The sequence below is a fragment of the Cyclobacteriaceae bacterium genome (assembly GCA_013141055.1).
Classification (GTDB): Bacteria; Bacteroidota; Bacteroidia; order Cytophagales; family Cyclobacteriaceae; genus ELB16-189.
In genome coordinates this window covers 974,627-996,808 of the sequence record JABFRS010000002.1, presented here as the reverse complement: position 1 = coordinate 996,808, position 22,182 = coordinate 974,627, and the positions used below count along the sequence as shown (strand labels likewise).

17 protein-coding genes are annotated in these 22,182 nt (G+C 42.2%); all 17 read left to right on the top strand.

All coding sequences use genetic code 11. The features are described from left to right. Window positions 1-62: 62 nt before the first annotated feature. The 17 genes from HOP08_18970 (at window position 63) to HOP08_18890 (ending at window position 21,939) form a co-directional block, all read left to right on the top strand. Window positions 63-941, top strand: a complete 879-nt coding sequence (locus HOP08_18970) for a helix-turn-helix transcriptional regulator (protein NOT77011.1) — start codon at window positions 63-65, stop codon at window positions 939-941. 191 nt (window positions 942-1,132) lie between these two features. After that, entirely contained in the window at window positions 1,133-2,263 is a 1,131-nt protein-coding gene (locus tag HOP08_18965; protein NOT77010.1) for a hypothetical protein, read from the top strand. Window positions 2,264-2,274: 11 nt separating this feature from the next. Further along, window positions 2,275-2,718: a hypothetical protein gene (locus HOP08_18960; protein ID NOT77009.1), complete on the top strand. Its 444-nt coding sequence runs from the start codon at window positions 2,275-2,277 to the stop codon at window positions 2,716-2,718. A gap of 65 nt (window positions 2,719-2,783) precedes the next feature. After that, window positions 2,784-4,205 carry a hypothetical protein gene (locus HOP08_18955; protein ID NOT77008.1) on the top strand — a complete coding sequence of 474 codons (1,422 nt, stop codon included), beginning with the start codon at window positions 2,784-2,786 and terminating at the stop codon, window positions 4,203-4,205. A gap of 142 nt (window positions 4,206-4,347) precedes the next feature. Further along, window positions 4,348-4,647, top strand: coding sequence for a helix-turn-helix domain-containing protein (locus tag HOP08_18950; GenBank protein NOT77007.1), 300 nt, complete (start codon window positions 4,348-4,350; stop codon window positions 4,645-4,647). 181 nt (window positions 4,648-4,828) lie between these two features. Beyond that, window positions 4,829-5,230: a plasmid mobilization relaxosome protein MobC gene (gene mobC / locus HOP08_18945; protein NOT77006.1), complete on the top strand. Its 402-nt coding sequence runs from the start codon at window positions 4,829-4,831 to the stop codon at window positions 5,228-5,230. Further along, entirely contained in the window at window positions 5,218-6,447 is a 1,230-nt protein-coding gene (locus HOP08_18940; protein NOT77005.1) for a relaxase/mobilization nuclease domain-containing protein, read from the top strand. Before mobC ends, HOP08_18940 begins: the two co-directional genes overlap by 13 nt. 9 nt (window positions 6,448-6,456) lie before the next feature. Continuing rightward, on the top strand, window positions 6,457-8,388 hold the full coding sequence (locus tag HOP08_18935; protein ID NOT77004.1) for a type IV secretory system conjugative DNA transfer family protein: 1,932 nt from the start codon (window positions 6,457-6,459) through the stop codon (window positions 8,386-8,388). Between the two features lie 7 nt (window positions 8,389-8,395). Then, window positions 8,396-9,205, top strand: a complete 810-nt coding sequence (locus HOP08_18930; protein NOT77003.1) for a hypothetical protein — start codon at window positions 8,396-8,398, stop codon at window positions 9,203-9,205. Window positions 9,206-9,210: 5 nt separating this feature from the next. Continuing rightward, window positions 9,211-10,206: a DUF4917 family protein gene (locus HOP08_18925; protein ID NOT77002.1), complete on the top strand. Its 996-nt coding sequence runs from the start codon at window positions 9,211-9,213 to the stop codon at window positions 10,204-10,206. A 268-nt stretch (window positions 10,207-10,474) separates the two neighbouring features. Further along, entirely contained in the window at window positions 10,475-10,726 is a 252-nt protein-coding gene (locus HOP08_18920) for a helix-turn-helix transcriptional regulator (protein ID NOT77001.1), read from the top strand. A 50-nt stretch (window positions 10,727-10,776) separates the two neighbouring features. Continuing rightward, complete coding sequence (locus HOP08_18915; protein ID NOT77000.1) at window positions 10,777-13,650, top strand: DEAD/DEAH box helicase; 2,874 nt, start codon at window positions 10,777-10,779, stop codon at window positions 13,648-13,650. A 6-nt stretch (window positions 13,651-13,656) separates the two neighbouring features. After that, window positions 13,657-13,857 carry a hypothetical protein gene (locus HOP08_18910; GenBank protein NOT76999.1) on the top strand — a complete coding sequence of 67 codons (201 nt, stop codon included), beginning with the start codon at window positions 13,657-13,659 and terminating at the stop codon, window positions 13,855-13,857. A gap of 73 nt (window positions 13,858-13,930) precedes the next feature. Next, the gene (locus tag HOP08_18905; GenBank protein NOT76998.1) at window positions 13,931-16,177 is read left to right on the top strand and encodes a hypothetical protein; all 2,247 of its coding nucleotides are present in this window, start codon (window positions 13,931-13,933) and stop codon (window positions 16,175-16,177) included. Window positions 16,178-16,219: 42 nt separating this feature from the next. Further along, window positions 16,220-18,082, top strand: coding sequence for a site-specific DNA-methyltransferase (locus tag HOP08_18900; protein ID NOT76997.1), 1,863 nt, complete (start codon window positions 16,220-16,222; stop codon window positions 18,080-18,082). Beyond that, a complete protein-coding gene (locus HOP08_18895) occupies window positions 18,079-21,000 on the top strand; it encodes a DEAD/DEAH box helicase family protein (protein ID NOT76996.1) in 2,922 nt (973 codons plus the stop codon). Before HOP08_18900 ends, HOP08_18895 begins: the two co-directional genes overlap by 4 nt. After that, entirely contained in the window at window positions 21,001-21,939 is a 939-nt protein-coding gene (locus HOP08_18890) for a hypothetical protein (protein NOT76995.1), read from the top strand. Window positions 21,940-22,182: the final 243 nt, after the last annotated feature.

Genomic DNA, 22,182 nt, shown 5'->3' with positions numbered 1-22,182 from the left:
TGGTTATGAACTTCATGGGCACGCAGATGCACATGGTTACCTTCGTGATAACCGTATTCGAGATGGCAATGCTATTCTTCCAGGTTATCTATTTTCTGGAAAGAACGAGTGATAGAAAGCGACTTCTTTACCTTATCCTCCTTGTCTCGGTAATCCTTTACAACATCACCAGCGGATTATTTCCCGATCAAAACATTCCCATCCCGGTAATGCTGCAAACCATTTTGGCTTACCTCTTTGCATTTGGAACGTCGATGTACTTCGTTTACTACTACTATAAAGCATTTAATCTCAGACGCCTCAAATTCTTTGTCACCTTTGGTTCTTTGATATTCCTTTTTGTGCCCTTCCTTTTCTTGTTTGTAGTGCCGTACTATATAACAGGTGATCTTGCTCAAAGTAGGAAGTTGGGCGTAGTCATCCCGTTTCTTTATGGTATTGCCTTTATCGGCGCGACAACTCGTGCGTTCATTTACAAATTCCGGGAGAGGGAATACTCCGACAGGATAAAATTCCAATTGGTGATATCTGCCTACATAGCCTTGTTATGCTGGGTAGCATTACCGTTGATAGTCTTTTTCGGAGATTTTCAGGTTTTGGAACATTCTGTGACTAATTCCGGGTTCATGGTGATGACCTTAGTGTATATCCGGTCATCGATACATCAGGCTAGAAGGGAATATGACCTACTTCTAGATCGGGTGCATAGCCTGGAAAAGCTTATTGAAGTGAATTGCGGGAAATACAATTTGACGTCCAGGGAGACTGAAATAGCAAGACTGATCATGAAGGGGCACCCTTATAAAATCGTTGCTTCAGACCTTGGAATCTCCGAGAAAACGGTAGCCCGCCATGTCTCCAATATTTTTTCCAAGGTTTCGGCCACTAACAAAGTTGAACTGATCAATAAACTTGAGCAACGGGATGTACAAGTCCATTAACCCTTAATTATCCCCCAATTTGCTATCCCAATCCGGGAAACTACATAGAAGTATGTACCCGATTACGCCATTTTCCCTATTGCATGACGGTGTCAAACCTTGAAATTTTGCATCGTCAAGTTGGTTGTCAATAAATCAGGGGAAGGAAAAATGCAGGGCGATTGGACTATGAATTTAGAAATATCGAATCCTTGATCCGAAATGCAGTCAGCTCAACAATAAAATCCAAGAGTTCTCTTGGGGAGCAATTTGCAAATACTCGGAAAGCCGTTGCGGAAGAGAAGGCAAGGGTCCGGAATTCATTTGCAATGCAAGTGGTAGCTTTCCAAGACAAGGATCAGGTAACGCGCTACGTCCACTACCACCAGAGTTGCCTGATCACCTTCATTGATGAATTATACCTTTTGGCAACGCAAGAGGCTCCTAAAAAAAATGTGTTGAATGTCGCGTTAAGGTCAGAGGCATTCTTTTTTTGTGACCAGGTGGAGGGGATTCTTGATTTCATTCAGGTGGAATTCAAATCATTTTTTAATGTCGAGGCGAAGGTGCCAGAATTAAAAAGGTCAGTGTTTGTAAAACGATTTTCCAGGGAAGCAAGCAGGTTAGAGGAATTTGTACTTGTCAACCAAATAAACCCGGTCCTGGCTGGCATCCTTACAAGTACTTCGCGTGCCTTTCTGAGTGCAATGAGAATTACCTATCGATTGATGTCTTATGTCGAGGATCTGGTTGCTCAAGTGTTGAACCTAAAAGAGGATGCCACATTCAAAGAACCGAATGCCGCAATACAAGCGATCCTACTAAGCCTGAATTTCAATTCTCCTGAATACTTTAGATACTACACAGCCCACATCCAGACAGACTTTGAACCTGACGCGGCTGCAACATTAGCATTCTATTTCAAGCAGGTAAATCAAAGCAGACAACAGCCAGGAGTTGCTTACGACATCAATTCACCATCGATCAGAGAGGATTTATCAAACTGGCTACGGGAGGAAATTCTCTTTATTCAAAACAAGCTTCCTGCCCGGGCCCGGCAAATTGAGGAACCAACTGCCGAAAAAGATGATTTCAAGGTCGAACTAGATATGTCCGTTTCGCAATTCGCTCTTTTCACAAAGGCGTTTGTCGAATCTGGTGTCATACAGAACAAAAACGTATCCGAACTTATACGGTTCCTATCAAAATTTGTTAAAACGAAGAGATCGGGTACCATTTCACCGGAAAGCCTTCGGATAAAATATTACGATGTGGAGAGCAGTACGAAGGACGCCGTTAAAAACCTCCTTCACACGGCGATTGGATACATAAATAGCAATTAAATATTCGGGTTATGAAAACAGAAATTTGTATTATCGTTTCAGTTGGCATTTGTTTGATGTCATGTGGAAAGAAGAATAGTGATACTGGTACCGACAATATCTCGGGCACGTATGCAAGGGAATATTCAATGAGAGTAACTAATCCCGAAACCGGGGCCGAAATTGGGATGCGAACAATCCGTGACACAATTTTCATTCAGCCTATCGATCAAAAGTTCGAGGTCTCAAATCGCAAATGGAAACTGAATGACTATGATAAAGATGGCTGGAAAAACATGGATCACGACGAGGATCGCCCCAACCCAACAGCTCTAATGACTTTCGATGCGAAAACCGCTACCTTCACTAACGATCAATTCATTGCTGCAAACACCCTATCTCTAGATATAACTACCCACTTTTTGTATCCAGGAAATAATCATTCAATTTCATTCAAGAAGGTTTCAGCAGATTGACAGGTAGGTAACCGTGAGATTTAGTAAATTGATTCTCGATCCTTGAGAACCCTAATCTCATGAATATGCCACGAATTATTAATCCAAATGCCACTCCCAATCACAAAAATATTTTTGAGTCGTTGGACTTGATAAATGAGCTACAGGAAGATCACTACGTAACGATTAATAAGTCAAATAGTCGCCTCGACAAAGTACTGGCTTACTTAAAAAAAGTGGACAGAGGATTCAAGCTCAACATCGAGGATGAACACGCGCATCGATATGATTTAGGAGACGTTGCAGAAGTAAAGCTAACTTCCAATAGTTTTGAATTCAATGTTGAAAAGGTCTTCATTAATAATATCTCTGATTCAAATGTATCTGGTTCGGTTTCAAATTTCAGCATTGGTCAGTTCAAGAAGACCGAAAACAATTTTTATAGATTGTTTGTCCCGCTAAGGCAACGGACTGATTTCCACTTCTACATTGCGCTGTTCGGATACCAAACAAAAAAGCATCGAAGTTCAGATTGCATAAGGATAAATTATTCCAATTTGGACTTGGACCTCTACTTGTACTCGGACAAAGCAACAAATTCGACTTATGTTATTTTCGATGTTTCTCAAAAGCTTTCCTTTGAGAAATTCATTGATTATTGCTTTTCAACAATAGTGTCATTCGGATACGTCACCGGCTCAATGCCACAAGATGAAGGATATTTTATTACATACGACGATGCTGGCCGGCAAAAACCCAAAGATGTATATTATTCGGACCTTCGGCCATCGATTAAATCAATGTACTCGCCTATTTATGCCAACGCCTTTGGCTTAATGCGAGATCGAAGCGAGTTCAAAGCCACCGACAAGGTTAATAAAACTCTTCGCCCTCTTCGAAGAGAGGAATTCTCTAAGCTCTGTCAATGGGCGCATGATTCATTAGAATTCTCTTCCGTGTTGCTTCTTATCATTGAGGCGACTGCAGCCTCCCTTGTCATTATGCCTGCGGGGATGTCGGTTGCTTTGGAGGGTTTGACGAACTTGATTATCGAGACAAATAAAGAAACCATTTCACCAATTCAGGACAAGAAGATTTCGAAGAAGGTAAGGGCTGAATTAAATAAGGTCATTGACGACAATAGCAAAAGCCTTCAACCAGAGGGTATCAAGATTCTGAAAACAAGGATTGAGAATATTAACCAATTAACCAATAAAGCAAAACTGACTAAGCCATTTGAGCTTTTAAAATTTAAGCTTTCACAAGAAGATCTTCGGGCTATTGAACATAGAAACGACTTTTTACATGGACGATTGACTTTAGGTATTACAAATGATAACAAAAATGCAAGTACAGAGATCTATTACATAGCTCTTAGGCTTTATACGTTACTTGCGGTACTTATTTTGAAGTCCGTGGGATATGACAACAAGGTTGTAAACTACCCAATGACTCAAATGGAGGTCTACGAAAAGAAATTTAAAGAACCTTTCTTTCGACAGGTTTAGATGCTGCCAATTGCATCTTAAAAAACGGCACGAAAACAATTTTTTGTGATTGATCCTCAACAACTTACCGGGGTACCTGTTACCCCTGTTACTGTTTTAGAAAACACTCCCGCCTTTCCTTTGAGCCATAATCAAAACGGTTATGGCAACAACAATCATCACTCTCGAAAACCTGCAAAATTTCAAGCAGGAACTGCTGGCGGAGATACAAAATCTCCTCGCACAACGACAAACCACGCCTGCACGAAAGTGGCTCAAATCTCGTGATATAAGAAGGCTACTGGGTCTTTCTCCAGGCACTCTCGCGAACCTCCGCGTCAACGGGACCCTGCCCTTTACCAAAATCGGCGGAGTCATCTTTTACGACTATGACGACCTCCAAAAAATGATTGAGGCGCATAAGCATAATCCACATTTCGCAGGAAAAAAGATCAACCCCTGAAAAACATGGTCAAGGCAGTTTCCAAGAGGTCTGAATCTCAGACTTGCCAAAGGTCAGAAACCCACATTCTGGTTTCGGCAAGATGTACGAATGCTAGCGCATTCGTACTGAAGACCCTGCAAGGCCTACAGTGGAAAGCCTCGGAACTCGGCTTTCCAAACCCCTCAAAATCCCAGAATTTATGACACGCAAAAAAGCTGACAGGGACGCAAGACTAAGCAGGCTGATTGGCCTGCGGGTATCGGAGTCGTTTTATAAGCGACTAAAAGAATGGCTCGCAAACAGCAACTGCCGGTCTATCACAGAACTGACCAGGAGCATCCTCTACAGGGAAGAGATAGTATGGAAGCATACCGATGCCTCCCTTGAATCGACCGCCATCGAACTGGCAGGGATCAGGAAAGAGCTAAACGCGATCGGCAAAAATATCAATCAGATCACGCACCACTTCCACACCACCGACAGCGCACGGGAGAAATTCTATGATGTGCAGCGGATCGATAAAGAATACAAACAGGTCAGTGCCAAAGTTGAAAGGCTGTTGACAATTGCCGGTGAACTTTCAAAGAAATGGTTACAGTAATCAATAGCGCAAAACGAATGCTGACCATTCTCAACTACAATGAGAATAAGGTTAAGGAAGGTGTTGCCAAGTGCATCCTGGAGAATTCATTCGGTCGCCCGGTTGAAAAACTAACCTTTAATAACAAAGTCAACGGGCTTGAGGCATTCAGCCAGATGAACCGGCGGGCCACTTCAAAGGCTGTTCACATATCCATCAATTTTCATCCCGAAGAAAAACTAACCGAACAGAAATTAAGGGATATAGCAAATGACTATATGGATATGATCGGTTTCGGCAAACAGCCTTACCTCGTCTATCAGCATTTTGACGCCGGACATCCTCACATCCATGTGGTCACCACGAATATCCAGCGCGACGGCAGCAGGATCATTATGTACAACATTGGCTGGAATCAATCGAAGAAGGCAAGGTTGGAGCTTGAGAAAAAGTACGGACTTATGAAAGCGAAAGGACGCACCTATGAACTCAATCCTGATCATGCGAAAAAGATTGTCTACGGCAAATCTGAAACGCGAAGAAGTATCTCGAACGTAGTGACTAAAGTGGTGCAGTCCTATTTCTTCACCTCACTTCCTGAATTCAACGCGGTCCTGAGACAGTTCAATATCATAGCGGACCGAGGAGCAGAGGATTCAAGAGTTTTTAAGCACGGCGGATTGCAATACAGGATTCTTGACGGCAAAGGAAACAAGACCGGCGTTCCGATAAAGGCATATTCAATTGTGGGACGCCCGACGCTGACACGCCTCGAAAAATTGTACAAAGGCAACGAGCGCTTGCGAGGTCCACACAGGTCGCGCGTTATAAAGTGTTTCGAAGATTCCTTTGGCCGGAGCAAGACCCTGACAAGAAGCGCGTTCATCGGTGCGCTGCAAAAGCAAAATATCTACACACTATTCAGGGAGAACGACGAGGGCAGAATCTACGGAGTAACCTTCGTCGATAATGAAACAAAGGCGGTGTTCAATGGAAGTGATTTGGGGAAACCCTACGCAGCCAAAGCATTGACCGAGAGACTAACTGGTTTGTCAGGCCCGACCACCAAGCAGGACTTTGAGCATGTCGTCGTTTCCAATGGTCAAGGTGACAAGGAAAGAGAATTCGGTTTTGCGGAGACAATGGAAGATCTCGCCGAAGCCAAAGCTTTCGACCATACGTCACCTGATGCTGCAATGAAACGAAAGAGGAAAAAGAGAAAGGGAAAGTCAATTTAATCTAGTCACATGGCACACACAGGAGAGAACGAACAAGCTTTGCAGAAGATCATTGATTTCATACGACTGCTGAGTATCGTCGTAATGCTGATTCATTTCTATTTCTATTGTTACGCCGCATTCCAGACATGGGGACTGACACATTCTTTATCTGACGATCTTTTCAAAAATATCTCCCGAACCGGACTCTTCAATACCGTCTATACTTCGAAAGGCTTTGCCCTCGCCCTGCTCATCATTTCGCTTGTAGGTGCCAGGGGCAGAAAGGATGATACCATCAGTTTGCGTCTCGCAGTTTACTTAGCCATTGGCGGACTCCTGATATTTCTTTTCGGGCATTACATCCTCCTCATTCATATCGGAGCTAGTCTGGCCTGTTGTATTTACATAGCCATTACGACAATCGGATACGGACTTATGCTGTCCGGTGGCACCCTTCTATCACGTTTGATCAAACTGAATCTTGGCAAGGACATTTTCAACAAGGCCAACGAGTCATTTCCGCAGGAAGAGCGGCTCCTTGAAAATGAGTATTCAATTAACCTCCCAGCCGTCTATACGCTTAAGGGTCAGAAAAGAAAAAGCTGGATCAATGTGATCAATCCATTCAGATCCCTGCTCGTGATCGGAACGCCTGGAGCCGGAAAATCCTATTTCGTAATCAGGCACATCATTACCCAGCACATCCGAAAGGGCTTCACCATGTTCCTGTACGATTTCAAGTACGACGACCTGACGCGGATCGCTTACAACGCTCTTTTGAAATATCAGGGAAAGTATAAAGTCAAACCTGCATTCTATGTGATCAATTTCGATGTGATCTACCACCGCTGTAATCCACTCGACCCGGCAACGATGACAGATATTACCGACGCAACGGAATCCTCAAGAACCATCCTCCTGGGATTGAACCGGGACTGGATAAAGAAGCAGGGCGATTTCTTCGTGGAGTCGCCGATCAACTTCCTGACCGCAATGATTTGGTTTCTTAGAAAGTACAATGATGGAAGATACTGCACCCTTCCCCATGTCATTGAGCTAATGCAACTCGACTATCCCAATCTCTTCAAATTGCTCAGGACGGAACCGGAAATAGAAGTCCTGATAAACCCATTTGAATCAGCCTTTAAGAATTCTGCTATGGAGCAGCTCGAAGGCCAGGTGGCCAGTGCCAAAATAGGTATGGCCCGTTTGTCTTCGCCTCAATTGTACTATGTACTCTCCGGTAATGATTTTACGCTAGACATTAACAATCCTGATGAACCTAAGATCATTTGCATGGGAAACAATCCCCAAAAGCAGCAGATATACGGTGCTGTACTATCCCTCTACATATCGAGGGTTATAAAGCTGGTCAATAAGAAGCATCAGCAAAAAAGTAGTCTGGTTTTCGATGAATTTCCTACGATCTACTTCAATGGCATTGATACCCTGATGGCGACAGCTAGGGCGAACAAGGTAGCGACGACTTTGGCGGTACAGGATTATAGTCAGTTGAAAAAGGATTACGGACGTGATCAGGCCGAAGTTATTATGAATATTGTGGGCAACGTGATCAGCGGGCAGGTCGTTGGCGAGACCTCTAAACTCCTTTCGGAACGTTTTGGAAAGATTGTTCAGGAGCGTGAGAGTGTTTCCGTGAATGCCTCCGATACATCCGTTAGCCGGTCTACCCAACTAGATTCCGCTATCCCACCTTCAAAGATTGCGTCCCTTTCCTCCGGGGAGTTTGTAGGAACCGTCTCAGACGACCCCGACCAAAAGATCGACCTCAAAGTCTTTCATGCCGAGATAATTAATGATCACGAAGCTATCCGGGCAGAAGAAATTAGCTATAAGCCAATCCCAATAATTCGACAAATCACGGAATATGAGATTCAACAGAATTATTTCAAGATCAAGAAAGACATCCAGGAGATACTAAGTGCAAAACTGAAATAACAAGGCCATGAAAACCATAGACATAAATGCATATTCGTCTCAACTCCAAGACAAGTTGAATTCAAAGATTGAAAATATTGCCGGGGAAAACGCAGACTTTATTCAACGGTCAAGCAAAAGCCTCGTCGCTATTCAGGAAGTACTTTCGGACATGAAGGAATTTGTTTACAAATACGAGTTTCAGAGCGCGATCGAGGAAGTTGCATTCTTCAAAGAGACGAAGCCTGGATTTCTGAGTCAGTACTATTACTACGATGGTCTAATTGACCTAAAGCTTAGCGAGCCTGTAGATCATGAGCGACTCAAGTTCCATTACTTCGATCAGCTTAGTAAACAGCAAGAATTTGTAAAGGCTCATCAGGAATTTTACATCTATTGTGTCTCAGGATCGACGCATTTCGACGAGCAGTACTTCACTCGGGGTAAAGCAATATTTAAGGCACCTGACATAGACACCAGATTCTCGACCGGCTACGATAATACCTTAGCGCGAATACTCGCGAGCCATCTGATTAGAGGTCGTGTGGAAAAACTTATCAAAGGGTTGGTTAACGAGCCCGGTATTTCACCCCTGAAATGGACTGCAAAGAAAGCTGATCTAGTGGAGTTGATCTATGCCTTACATAAAGTGGAGGCATTCAATGATGGAAAGGTGGAGATCAAGCAAATCGCTAATCTGTTTGAAAACCTCTTTAACGTGAGTCTCGGCAATTTTTACAGACACTTTCAGGAGATCGGCCTTCGAAAGGGTGGCCGGACAACGTTCATCGATCTGTTGAAGGAAAAATTGGAGCAACGGTTAGATGAGAAACTATAGAGATCATGAGAACTATTGGGGACATCAAGATTTATCATTGGAGCGAGATTCAGGATTCCTTCCTGGGGGCAGATATTTTCCTCGGCAACGGCTTTTCTATTAATATTAACACAGCTCTGAATTATCGATCCCTGTTTGACAGGTTTCTGACATACCTCGACGCTGCCGATCAGCTCATATTTAAGAAATTCAACATGACCAATTTCGAAGGGATACAGGGGAAACTTGTCGACGGTTCGGAAGTCAATAAAGCATTTGATCTCGACACCCTCAAATTTGAATCGGCCCTGAAGAAACTGAGACTTGGACTGTTGGGCGCAATTAAAGATCTACACCCAGCCTACTCCCAGATTGATCCGAATACAATTTTTCAATTGTCGCAAAAGCTCGACTGGTTCGAGGACATCTACACCACCAACTACGACACTTTCCTTTATCATATCATGCTTGCTACCCTTGACCGGGCAAAGCGCAATAGTGTCGTTAAGAAGTATCAGGACTTCTTCAGGGCAGAAAACGGTCGCCTGGAATTTGCTGATAAGCTATTGACCGGCTTTAAGAACATATACTATCTCCACGGCGCACTTTTCCTCCGTAAAGAGGACGACCGGATAATCAAGATTAGACGCGGGGCCAGGAATGAGGAGCTCCTTGAACTGATTAGACTTCAAGTCCATATCGGCTATTTGCCAATTTTTGTTTCTGAAGGGAGAGCCGCCCTGAAAGCAGAAACGATTTCGAAGAATCAGTACCTATCATTTTGTCGTGATGCGTTCAAGGCATCGTCCAATGGCCTCGTCATTTACGGATTCTCATTCTCAAAATGTGACGACCACCTGATAACGCACCTGAACGGCACCAAAAGGAAGCTCGCCATAGGGATCTACCTTAAAGGTCTCACTGAAACCCAAATTCAACGACATATCCGGGGAATCCATGAGAATCTTTTCAAGTATCGCGCCCGTGAAATCAAGTTCTTTGAATCGTCCAGCCTATTCTGAAATTTGCATTGAAATGATCAGGAACAAGGTATAGCCGCAAGCAATGACGCTCACCCACCCAATCACCCCCAGTATCCAATAGGAGACTTCTCTACCTTGAAATAGTAGGCAATTCCTGGCGAACAGTTTAAGGAAGTGGACCATTTAATAAAGTGGCTAACCCACCTGGGAGGTCGGCAATTCAAAGATAATCAACACATTATTACCATATAAGGTGTGCTATCATAAGTGGTAACATTAATGTAAATTACTGCGGAATTTGGCTTCCGTGAAAGAAGAGGAAGCCGTACAACAGTTACAGGAAAGGATTGGTCAAAAGCTCACACAACTCCGTAAGGATAAGGGCTACACCAGCCACGAAGATTTTGCTTATGACCATGACATCCCTAGAGGGCAATATTGGCGCGTTGAGAAAGGGAAAACCAACCTGACCCTTAAAAGCATGGTTAAACTCTTGGCTATCCATAAGATGACCGTCGAGGAGTTCTTTGCGTCGCTAAATAAAGAATCTAGAAAGTAGAAGAATCACGGTACAAGTGCTTATTGTCTTATTCAAAGTTGGATTTAATGGTGATTACCCCATATCATGCGAAATATTACGCTTATGAACTGACGAAACGTAGCTCTTCCGACAGCGTAGAAAAGCTGGCGTCAACCCTAGTTGATGCGCAGGTTGACCTCAATCCACATCAAGTCGATGCCGCACTGTTCGCATTCCATTCTCCCCTCTCTAAAGGAGCTATCCTCGCCGACGAAGTTGGACTAGGAAAGACTATCGAGGCCGGACTAGTTATTGCTCAGAAATGGGCTGAACGAAAACGTAGAATCTTAATCATTACTCCAGCTAACCTCAGGAAACAGTGGTCTCAAGAACTGTTCGATAAGTTCTTCCTTCCATGCCATATTCTGGAGGCAAAATCCTTCAATAATGCGGTTAAGAATGGAAACATGAATCCATTCATTCAAGGCGAAATAGTTCTTTGTTCATACCAGTTCGCAAGGTCAAAAGAGTCATACGTAAAGAGTGTCAAGTGGGACTTGGCCGTAATTGACGAAGCACATCGGCTAAGAAATGTATATAAGCCAAGTAATAAGATTGCTAAATCAATCAAAGCATCCCTGGAAGACATACCTAAAATATTGCTTACAGCAACTCCTCTTCAAAATAGCTTAATGGAGCTTTACGGCCTCGTGAGCATAATCGACGATTTTACTTTCGGGGATCAAAAGAGTTTTAGGTCTCAATACAGTCGAATAGCAAATGGAACTGACGACCAGCTATTTTCCGAATTAAAAGAACGACTTAAGCCCGTCTGCAAACGAACATTGAGAAGGCAAGTCTTAGAATACATTAGCTACACAAATCGAATTGCCCTTGTTGAAGAGTTTTATCCAACTCAGGAGGAGCAAAGGCTTTACGACCTCGTCTCGGAATATCTTCAAGCTGACAATCTGTATGCTTTACCAGCGAGTCAAAGGAAATTAATGACCCTGATACTCCGAAGACTATTAGCATCTTCAACCTACGCAATATCAGGAACACTAGAAGGTTTAGCCGCAAAACTTCAAGGCATTATAGCAGAAAACTCGAACTCAAAACTTGAATCAGAACTAGAAGACAATTTTGAAACATACGATGAATTAAAAGATGAATGGGAAGAAGAGCCTGAGGAAATAAGCGCCAATGGAGAATTAACGAGACTCGATTTCGAAAATATTAAAACCGAAATCAAGTCACTAAAGGAATTTGAGGGCCTGGCCAAGTCAATACGAAAAAACTCAAAGGGAGAAAAACTGTTTACAGCGCTTGAGAATGGATTTAAAGAATTACACCGCCTAGGTGCCCTGAGGAAGGCAATTATTTTCACTGAAAGCAAGCGAACTCAGGAATACTTGAGAGAAATCCTTGAAGGACGTGGGTACGAAGGAAAAGTTGTTCTGTTCAATGGTACCAATACCGACCTTAAATCCAAAGACATATATCAGCAATGGACTGAGAAACACAAAAATACAGATAGGATTACTGGATCTAGGTCCGCAGACATGCGTGCAGCCCTGGTAGACTATTTTCGTGATGATGCAACAATCATGATTGCAACTGAGGCCGCAGCCGAAGGTATTAATCTTCAATTCTGCTCACTGATCATTAACTACGATTTACCTTGGAATCCGCAGAGAATTGAACAACGGATCGGCAGGTGCCATCGATATGGTCAGAAATTCGACGTTGTGGTTGTAAACTTTTTAAATAAGGCGAACGCAGCAGATCAACGGGTGTATGAACTCCTGAAAAATAAGTTCAAGATCTTTGATGGAGTTTTTGGCGCTAGCGATGAAGTACTCGGTAGTATTGAAAACGGAGTAGACTTTGAGAAAAGGATTGCAAGTATCTATCAAGAATGTCGAACCACTGGGCAAATCGAAATAGCCTTTAATCAACTGCAAGCTGATCTGGAGGCAAGTATTTCCGATGAGTTCAGTCGTACGAGGCAGCAATTATTGGAGAATTTCGATGAAGAGGTTCACGAGAAACTCAGAATTAACCTGGAAGAAAGTAAAGCGTACCTATCGAAGTATGAAAGCTGGCTTTGGAGTATAACAAAATATAGTCTAGGTGAGAATGCCGTCTATTCAAAGGATGAGCACTCTTTCACTCTCAAGACAAATCCTTTTCCTGACACCCAAATTCACTCTGGACCATATCGTATCGGAAAGAACATCGAAGATGCTAACATCTATCGCATCAACCACCCGTTAGCTCAAATCATCATAGAACGATGCAAGACCTTCAGGCCAGAGCCTGCAGTTTTGGAACTTAGCTACTCTAACTCAGGAAAAAAAATTAGCATACTAGACGACTTAATTGGCAAGTTTGGGTGGCTTATAGCTAAATCTTTGTCTGTTTCAACATTTGAAACAGAAGACTTTATATTGCTAGCAGGTGTCACACAGGATGGCCTACTCCTTGATAAAGATCAATGTTCTCGGTTGTTCTCGATTAATGTCGAAAGCCATTCCAAAGAAACAACTCTTCCCGAAGATGTGCTTGCAAAGCTAGAGTCTGAACTAAAGCGGCAGCAACAAAGTGCTTTAGAGGATGTTGGAACACGAAACATCAACTATTTCGATCTGGAATTGGAAAAACTTGATAAGTGGGGTGAAGATCGCAGGAATTCATTAAAGGTGACATTGAAAGAATTGGACGATCAAATCAAGGAGATAAAAAAGCAAGGTCGCCTGGCCCCAAATCTGCCCGATAAACTTAAACTTGAGAAGGAAAGAAAAAAGCTTGAAAGCACAAGAGATGAGGCATGGCACGACTATGATAGTGCGGCCAAGGCGATTGAAAAAAATAAAGATGAGCTAATTAGCGCTATCGAAAAGCGCTTAGATCAAAGACTGGCGGAGGATCACCTTTTCACTTTTAAGTGGATCATCACCTAATGACTTATGGACAATAACGCAAAGGTTGCAACAGAAATAGTGACGAAGCTTAAGGAACGAAAGCTTGTCTGTGAATCTGATTCGGTTGTTGAAAGTAAGATATCAAATGGATCAGTCCGAGAAAATGACTGGAAGGTTTTTTTAGAACATAAAATAAGAGAATTGGAAAAACAGAAAGCGGCCAACGATACCATTGAAACTGAGTGAACTACATATTGAGTACTTCCGAGGTGCTACTAAGCCCTTCACCCTTCGATTTAGCCAGGGCAAGAACATTACCTTGCTATACGCAGAGAATGGGAACGGAAAGTCCACAATTGCCGATGCCCTCGTATGCTTGTGTACTGATGGATTTGGTTCTTTGGACGATAAGTCGAACATCGATTTTTCGTACTTGAAATCTTTGGGTTCAAAGAACTCAGATTTGCTGATCAAGCTCACCACCGACACACAAGTCTTTCAAACGACCTTATCTTCCTCGTCTAACAAGCTTACCAAGGACCCCAATAAGGGTCAACCCAAACTTAAAGCTCTGAGAAGGGCGCAAGTGACGTCGTTTATTGAAGACACACCGTCGGAGAGGTATAAAGTCTTGTCCTACTTCATTGATGTCTCGAACATTCAGAAATCTGAGTCTGAACTTAAGAAGTTAATAAATACCCTTGAGGAGGACTTGGAACGAAATGTCAAGAGCCTGTCGGATGCAAATCAGACCTTGCAGGATATTTGGAACAAAGGCGGAAAACCCTTAGGTGACATTGACACGTGGATCGCTGCGGAAATCGCAAAGGATAATGCACAACTTCAGAAGGACTACGAACAGAACAAGAATGTTCTGCATATATGGCAGTCATTTCAGACTATCGTCGAGAGTATCCAGCAGGAAAATACGAAGTACAAATCTGCTAAAGAGGCCTTTGAGGCCGCTGACGAGAATCTGAAGAAGTATCAGCAAGAAAACACTCAGTATGAGGCAGATCTACTGACGGTGTTGACTGAAACAAGAAAATTCCTTCAGGGAAAGACTTCTGTCGAAAAATGCCCAGTGTGTGGAAAAGAAAACGACCGACAAAGTCTTCTTCAGCATGTTTCAGATCACATAACCAAGATGGAGGATCTAAACAAGCTGACTCAGGCTCTCAAGACTGCAAAGACAGAAAAGGACAAACTACATCAGAGACTTGAGGGTCAAATTGAACCTTTCAATAGAGGCGTCATAAAATTTAAGGACGAGGCGTCCAAATTGACAACTTACAATTTCAATGATCTGTTAAAGTCAATCGCGTCGGCAAATTCAACGCGAGACAACTACCAGGCGTTCGTTGGTGTATTTGACCAAGCCAAGGCTGAGATTCAGAAATTGATCACAGACAATGATGCCACTAGTAAATCGCTCAACTTTAGCAATTCAATTAAATCCAACCACAATAGCGTACTACAACTTACAAAAAAGTGTAATCAACTTGAAACCCTAGTAAATCAAGCGAAGCCTGCTTTGGTGATAGTGGAAACGACGAGAAAGGAATTCATTGACAGTGAGCTAAGGTCTATTTCTGGTGAGGTAGAATCGATGTATAGAAAGATACATCCAAACGAAGGTTTAGGCAATGTGAAGCTCTTCCTCAATCGAACATATCAAAGTTCGCTCAGTCTGACAGCTGACTTTCATTCAGTCTCAGATGTGACCCCCCAATCGGTCTACAGTGAATCACATCTAGATACATTAGGCATTTGCATCTTCATTGCACTTGCTAAGAAGGAGAGTAATAAGGATCTGGTTCTTGTTTTAGATGACGTTGTGATGTCCGTAGATGAAAAACACCTCGATAGAATCATTGACCTAATTCATGATGAGGCGAAACACTTTGCTCATGTAATAATTTCTACTCATTACCGTCCATGGAGAGAACGATATCGAAATCATAGAGCCCCAAGTGCGGACGTTCAATTTGTTGAACTAAGAGGATGGACAAAAGAGCGAGGTATTACTCAGGCCAAACCTCAGTTAGTCCTTGAAGAGCTTCGACATTATTTAGTGACTCCTGAGAATTTCCACAGGGAAAACCTCGCTGGAACGACCGGTAGATTTCTTGAGGCCATTCTGGATTTTTTGACGTTCAACTTTCAGTGCAGACTAAAACGAAAGCCAGGTGCGGACTACACATTAAATGACTTATTGGACGCACTTTCGAACAATCTCCTTAAGATCCTGAAAGTGCATCAGATGGAACCTCTGGCTGATGGGAAGTACAGCACAACAAATCACACGGCTGAAATAGCCTTGAAACCAGTCATAGAAAATATAAAGACGTTGAAGGCGGTTCGCAATCAAGTAGGAGCTCACTTCACCTACGATGGTGCGCTAGTAAGCGACAGCGATATAGAAGAATTTGCAAAAGCCACGATTCAGCTGGCAGAATTGCTGATTTGCCCAGTTGACGGCAACCTGCCTGACAGAAACAAAACCGGTTCGTTTTGGGAGACCAAGAGTGGTTCAGTCCGACTCTTTCCGTTAATTGAGCCATAATTTATCGACCACATGGAAATAGAGAAATTGACATTAGCACCAATGAGCATTCCCGAAGCGCAACAACAAAGGTTAAAGGAGTTATTCCCCGAAGTATTCACAGAAGGAGGCAAGGTCGATTGGGACAGGTTACGCCTTACTCTTGGTGAACAAGTTGACGTAGGAAAGGAACGCTTTGGTATGAACTGGCCAGGTAAAGCGGATTGTTTTAAAACTATCCAACAGCCTAGTATTGCGACTTTAGCTCCGGCACGTGAAGAGAGTATTGACTTTGATACTACTCAAAACCTTTTCATTGAAGGCGACAATCTTGAAGTATTGAAGCTTTTGCAAAAAAGCTATCTCGGCAAGATCAAGATGATTTACATTGATCCACCATACAATACTGGAAATGATTTTATTTATCCAGACAACTATTCTGAAAACCTTCAGACTTACCTCGAATACACCGGACAGGTGGACGGCGAAGGAAGAAAGTTTAACACTAATGCTGAAACAGACGGGCGTTTTCATAGCAAATGGATGAATATGATGTATCCCCGTTTATTTCTATCAAAGAACCTAATGAAAGAAGATGGCCTGGTTTTCATTTCCATTAATGATGGTGAGGTCAATAATTTACGAATGATTTGTAACGAAATTTTTGGGGAAGAGTGTTTTGTTACTGCTCTAATCTGGAAAAGCAGACAAAATGTAGATAGCAGAGCTCAATCAGGGGTTTCAATTGATCATGAGTACATTGTGATATACTGTAAAAGCATCTCAAGGCTAAAAGGAAAGGAAATTGACAAAAACAAGTACTCAAATCCAGACAATGACACACGAGGACCCTGGATGAGCAACAATATGTTGGGACTGGCAACGCGAGCTCAACGCCCTAACTTACATTATGACCTAACTGACCCTGAAACGGGAATTATGTACTCTTGCCCTGAGTCTTCGGGCTGGAGGTATTCAAAGGAAGCCATGGATCAAAAGATCAAGGATAAGAGGATCATTTTTCCTAAAAAAATTGACGGTAGACCAAGGGAAAAAATATTTTTGAACGAACTATCTAGTACCCAAACAAACTTTTCATCCCTATTGGATGAAGATTTAGTTGGTCATACTCTCAATGGTACAAGGGAAGTGAGAGATATTTTGGGGGAAAACATATTTTCATTTCCGAAACCTGTCTCTTTGCTAAAGGTACTTGTGGAACAAGGCAGTGCGGAAGATGATATCGTATTGGATTTTTTCGCTGGATCAAGTACAATCGCACACGCGGTAATCAAACTCAATCTCGAAAATCAACAGCGTAGGAGATTTATTTGTGTTCAATTACCCGAGCCAATTGAAACAGGTCAATCGAGTAATAAGGACTTCAAGACAATATCTGATGTCAGCAAAGAGAGAATCAGGCGTGTTATTGCACATGTTCGTAAGGAACAAAACGAAAAACAAACTGAGGCGAAGAAGACACTATTTGGTACGGACTTGAAGGATATAGATTTAGGTTTTAAGGTGTTTAAGCTCAATCAATCAAATTTTAATTTGTGGAAAACAGATACTGAAAAATCTGCTGAATCTATAATAAAGCAGCTAGAGCTAAATATCAGCCACATTTCACGGGACGCTAGCCAAGAGGCTATCCTATTTGAGCTACTGCTAAAAAGCGGATTCGAATTGACGACTTTAGTAAGCAAGGAAGCCATAGCAGGAAAATCTGTATTTAGTGTCGCTGAAGGAGAACTGTTTGTTTGCTTAGAAAAGGAATTAACTCTGGAACTAATTAAAGGAATTGCGGAAAAGAGGCCGTCACGAGTAATCTGTCTCGATCAAGGTTTTCAAAATAATGACCAATTGAAAACAAATGCAGTTCAAATAATGAAGAGCAAAGGAGTAATCAAGTTTCAAACTGTATGAAATTAAAGTTTGATAGCTCCCAACCCTACCAACTTACTGCCATCAGCAGCATTGTTGACTTATTTGATGGACAACCCCTAAGTCAGGGCGATTTCTCTATCGAGCTAACAGCCTATGACAATTTCGGGCAAAAGAGTTTACTTCAAACGGAATTGGGAACCGGGAACAATCTGCTCTTGTCCGATGAATCTATACTAAAGAACCTTCAAAGGACTCAAGAAAAGAACGACCTTGATCATACTAATGAAGACGAGTTTAAAGAAAATGCGTTGAATTTTTCCGTTGAAATGGAGACCGGTACCGGCAAGACGTATGTTTACCTGCGGACCATTTTCGAGTTAAGTCACAAGTACGGTTTCAAGAAATTTATTGTAGTGGTGCCAAGTGTGGCCATTCGGGAAGGTGCGTTAAAAAACATTGAGATTACCAAAGACCATTTCAAGGCTCTCTATAATAATATTGAGTTTGAGTACTTTGTTTATGATTCACGTAAGGCCAATAGGCTGCGGCAGTTTGCAACCAGCAATCAGTTGCAAATCATGATAATTAATATTGATGCATTCCGTAAGGATTTTTCAGATGATGATGATAGCAAAAAAAGTAATGTTATTTTCAAAGAAAGTGATAAACTCTCAGGCAGAAAACCGATTGAATTTGTTCAAGCCGCCAGGCCTTTTGTAATAATCGATGAGCCTCAAAGTGTTGACGGCACGCCAAAGGCGCAGGAGGCTATTAAGTCGCTGAACCCACTTTGCATTTTTCGTTACTCAGCTACTCATAAGAATGTTTACAACCTTGTTCACAAACTTGACCCTATTAAAGCGTACGAACTTCGTTTGGTAAAACAAATTGTAGTCGCTTCTGTTGAGGGTGTGAATGCACAGAATGATGCCTATATAAAATTACTAGCCGTCGACAATAAGAAGGGAATCCAGGCTCGGATCGCAATTCATGAGAATACCCCGAAAGGCCCAAGAGAAAAGAAGATCTGGGTTAAGCAGAATGCAGATCTGTACGTATTGTCAAACGAGCGCGAAAACTATCGAAATGGATTTCAAATAACAGATATAAGTGCGGAACCCGGCAACGAATACATAGACTTTACGCTTGGCAGGCTAATGCTTGGCCAGGAACGTGGCGGAGTTAGAAATGACCTCATGGAGGTTCAGATTCGAAACACTATCAAAAGGCACTTGGACAAAGAGTTGCAATTAAAGGGCAAGGGCATCAAGGTGCTATCTCTTTTTTTTATCGATCGAGTTTCCAACTATCGTGAGTACGATGCGGAAGGACGACCGGTTAAGGGCAAATTTGCGCAACAATTCGAAAAGCATTACCAGGAATTAATTAAGCAACCTCAATACAAGGAACTGGACGAATTCAGCGTTGACAGAATTCACGATGGTTATTTCAGTCAAGATAAGAAAGGGGCTTTTAAGGATACCAGCGGCTCAACTAAGGATGACGATGATACATACGCCAAGATCATGCAGAACAAGGAACAGCTTCTTTCAAATGAAGAGCCTTTAAAATTCATTTTCTCACATTCGGCATTGCGCGAGGGGTGGGACAACCCAAATGTTTTTCAAATCTGTACATTGAACGAATCACGGTCTGCAATGAAAAAACGTCAGGAAATAGGTCGTGGTCTGCGTCTTCCTGTAAACCAAAATGGAGAACGAGTGTTCGATGACAATATCAACAAGCTTTTGATAATTGCTAATGAGAGTTACGAGGATTTTGCCCGAGCGTTGCAAACGGAGTATGAAGATGATTGCGGCGTGACATTTGGTAAAATCCCTAAAATTGGATTCTCAAATCTGATTCAGAAAGTTGAAGCTGGCGTTGAAATAGGTCTGGGGCGGATCGGTTCAGAAAAAGTATGGACTGAATTGGCAGCAAAAGGATTTATCGATGCTAGTGGGAAGATCACTAAGACTTTCACTCCCCAACAAGACGGGTTTTCTCTAGGTCTAAGTGATGATTTGAAGGAATTGGAGCCTCAAATCATTGACCTGCTACAAAGCTATCAACTAAACAGACACATCAAGAGGGACGAAGAACCAAAACGGCTTAAGATTAACAAACAAGTATTCCTTGACTCGGAGTTTGAAAACCTTTGGAATAAGATTAAGCACAAAACAACCTACGAGGTCAAATACTCAACAGAGGAACTTGTTTCTAACAGCATCAAGTCAATCAGAAGGATGGAAAAGGTTGAGGCAATGAGTGTCTCATATCGAGAAGCACAATTGGATATTGACATAAAAGGAATCACCTCCGAAGAAACCAGGGTACATTATCTTAAGCTTTCACACCTCGGTGGTTTACCAGACATTATCGCCTATATTCAACGTGAGACGGAGTTGACAAGAAAGACCATAGTCGAAATCCTGAAAGGCAGTGGACGCTTGGAAGAATTTGCCATCAACCCACAAAAATTCATGGACGCAGTTTCGGGCATAATCAAGATTGAACTACATAAGGTAATGATCGATGGCGTTCAATACAATAAGATTGCAGGCGATGAATGGCGCATGACACAATTCGAGGACGTTGAAATCTTAAGTTATCTACATAATCGGTTGGAAGTAAAGAACTCTATTTATGATGCTGTAGTTTATGATAGCGAGGTGGAAAGGAAATTTGCGGACGACTTGGACAAACGTGATGACATTAAGCTATTTGTTAAGCTGCCTAGATGGTTTCAGGTAGAAACGCCAGTAGGATTTTACAATCCTGATTGGGCTATTGTTAAGGAAGAAGACGTGAAGATCTATTTGGTGAGGGAAACAAAAGCTACTAAAGATTTTGAAAAGCTCAGAAACTCGGAGGCTGATAAAGTTAAGTGTGGCAGAAAGCACTTCGATGCACTTGGTGTGGATTTTGATGTTGTGACTTCCTCGGTGAATTTATGAATGGAAATTCTAGTAAGAGAAAACAAAATATTTCAAGATTCAGAGCTCTTCTTTTTTGAAAATGGCTTTGCCATTTCGGAGCATGAGCAACTTGAAAAAGCAAGAGCTTTTGCTATTTCGGCGAAAGAGGAATCTCTGTTCGCGGTCTTCACTTCATCATCTGAAGAGTTCGAGTATTGTTGTAAATCTCCGTCAAAACTAGAGGACCTCGAAAGGAAACGAATAGCGAAGCGGATACTTTATTTTATTCGTTGCCGAGACAGTGGCTCGTATGAATTTGTTCTTTGCACGAATTTGATAACGAAAAAAGAACAATTTCTGAAATATGTCAATGGGATTTTTCAGGGAAAACTGACATCACAACATTTACAAGCACTCATCGAAAGAAAACCGATACATCTTTTTCGTTTTAATCATGAAAAGTATCAGGTTATCGGATACACCCTTAATATAGGATGGGATCAGGAAATATTAACTAAACCAATCTTTAATCGCCTAATACAAGAAGACATTCGGGAACGAGTTAATGAGCTCTTTACATCAACTCGTAAGGCCGTGCCGCGCGTGACTGCAGCCAAAGAATTGTTTTATAAGTCGTCAGTGATTAAACGATACAATGACGTCGTAGCCCTGTCCGACTTCGTCGTTGCTACTCTAGAGTTAAGGCGGGATTCTTATGTACTACTAAGGGATCTTCGTGGGGAAGTATTCATTTCATTTCTAAATTTGGATGATGAGGTATTTGACATTCATCTAAAGGTCAATTCAACTCGGTACGCACGAAGGCCCTTAATTGATTCAAGCCAGTTTCCTCTTGTCATCTATTTGAAATATGCGTCAAGGGTTGATTTGTTCAGCGTTCTTGAAAACGAGAGGGAGTACGAAATTGACTTGGAACCCGAATATTTCGAAGGAAATGTCTGGTATCGCATAGGCTAGAGAAGCGTGAGGCCGCTCATCGTAGCCGTAGACTGATAACTTACAAGATCTTACCCATAACGATGTAAGTCTTAACAAAAAGCAATTGATAGAGTTATACGAGAACTGCAAATATGCAAACACGTTGGATGAACTGATAGCAGCATGCATTGTAGCTGTGCCAAAACCAACTTAAATAAATCGTCCCCATCTTCGCCCGAACTTCTGAATTTTCAATTTAGTTAGCCCGCACTTTCGCCTTCG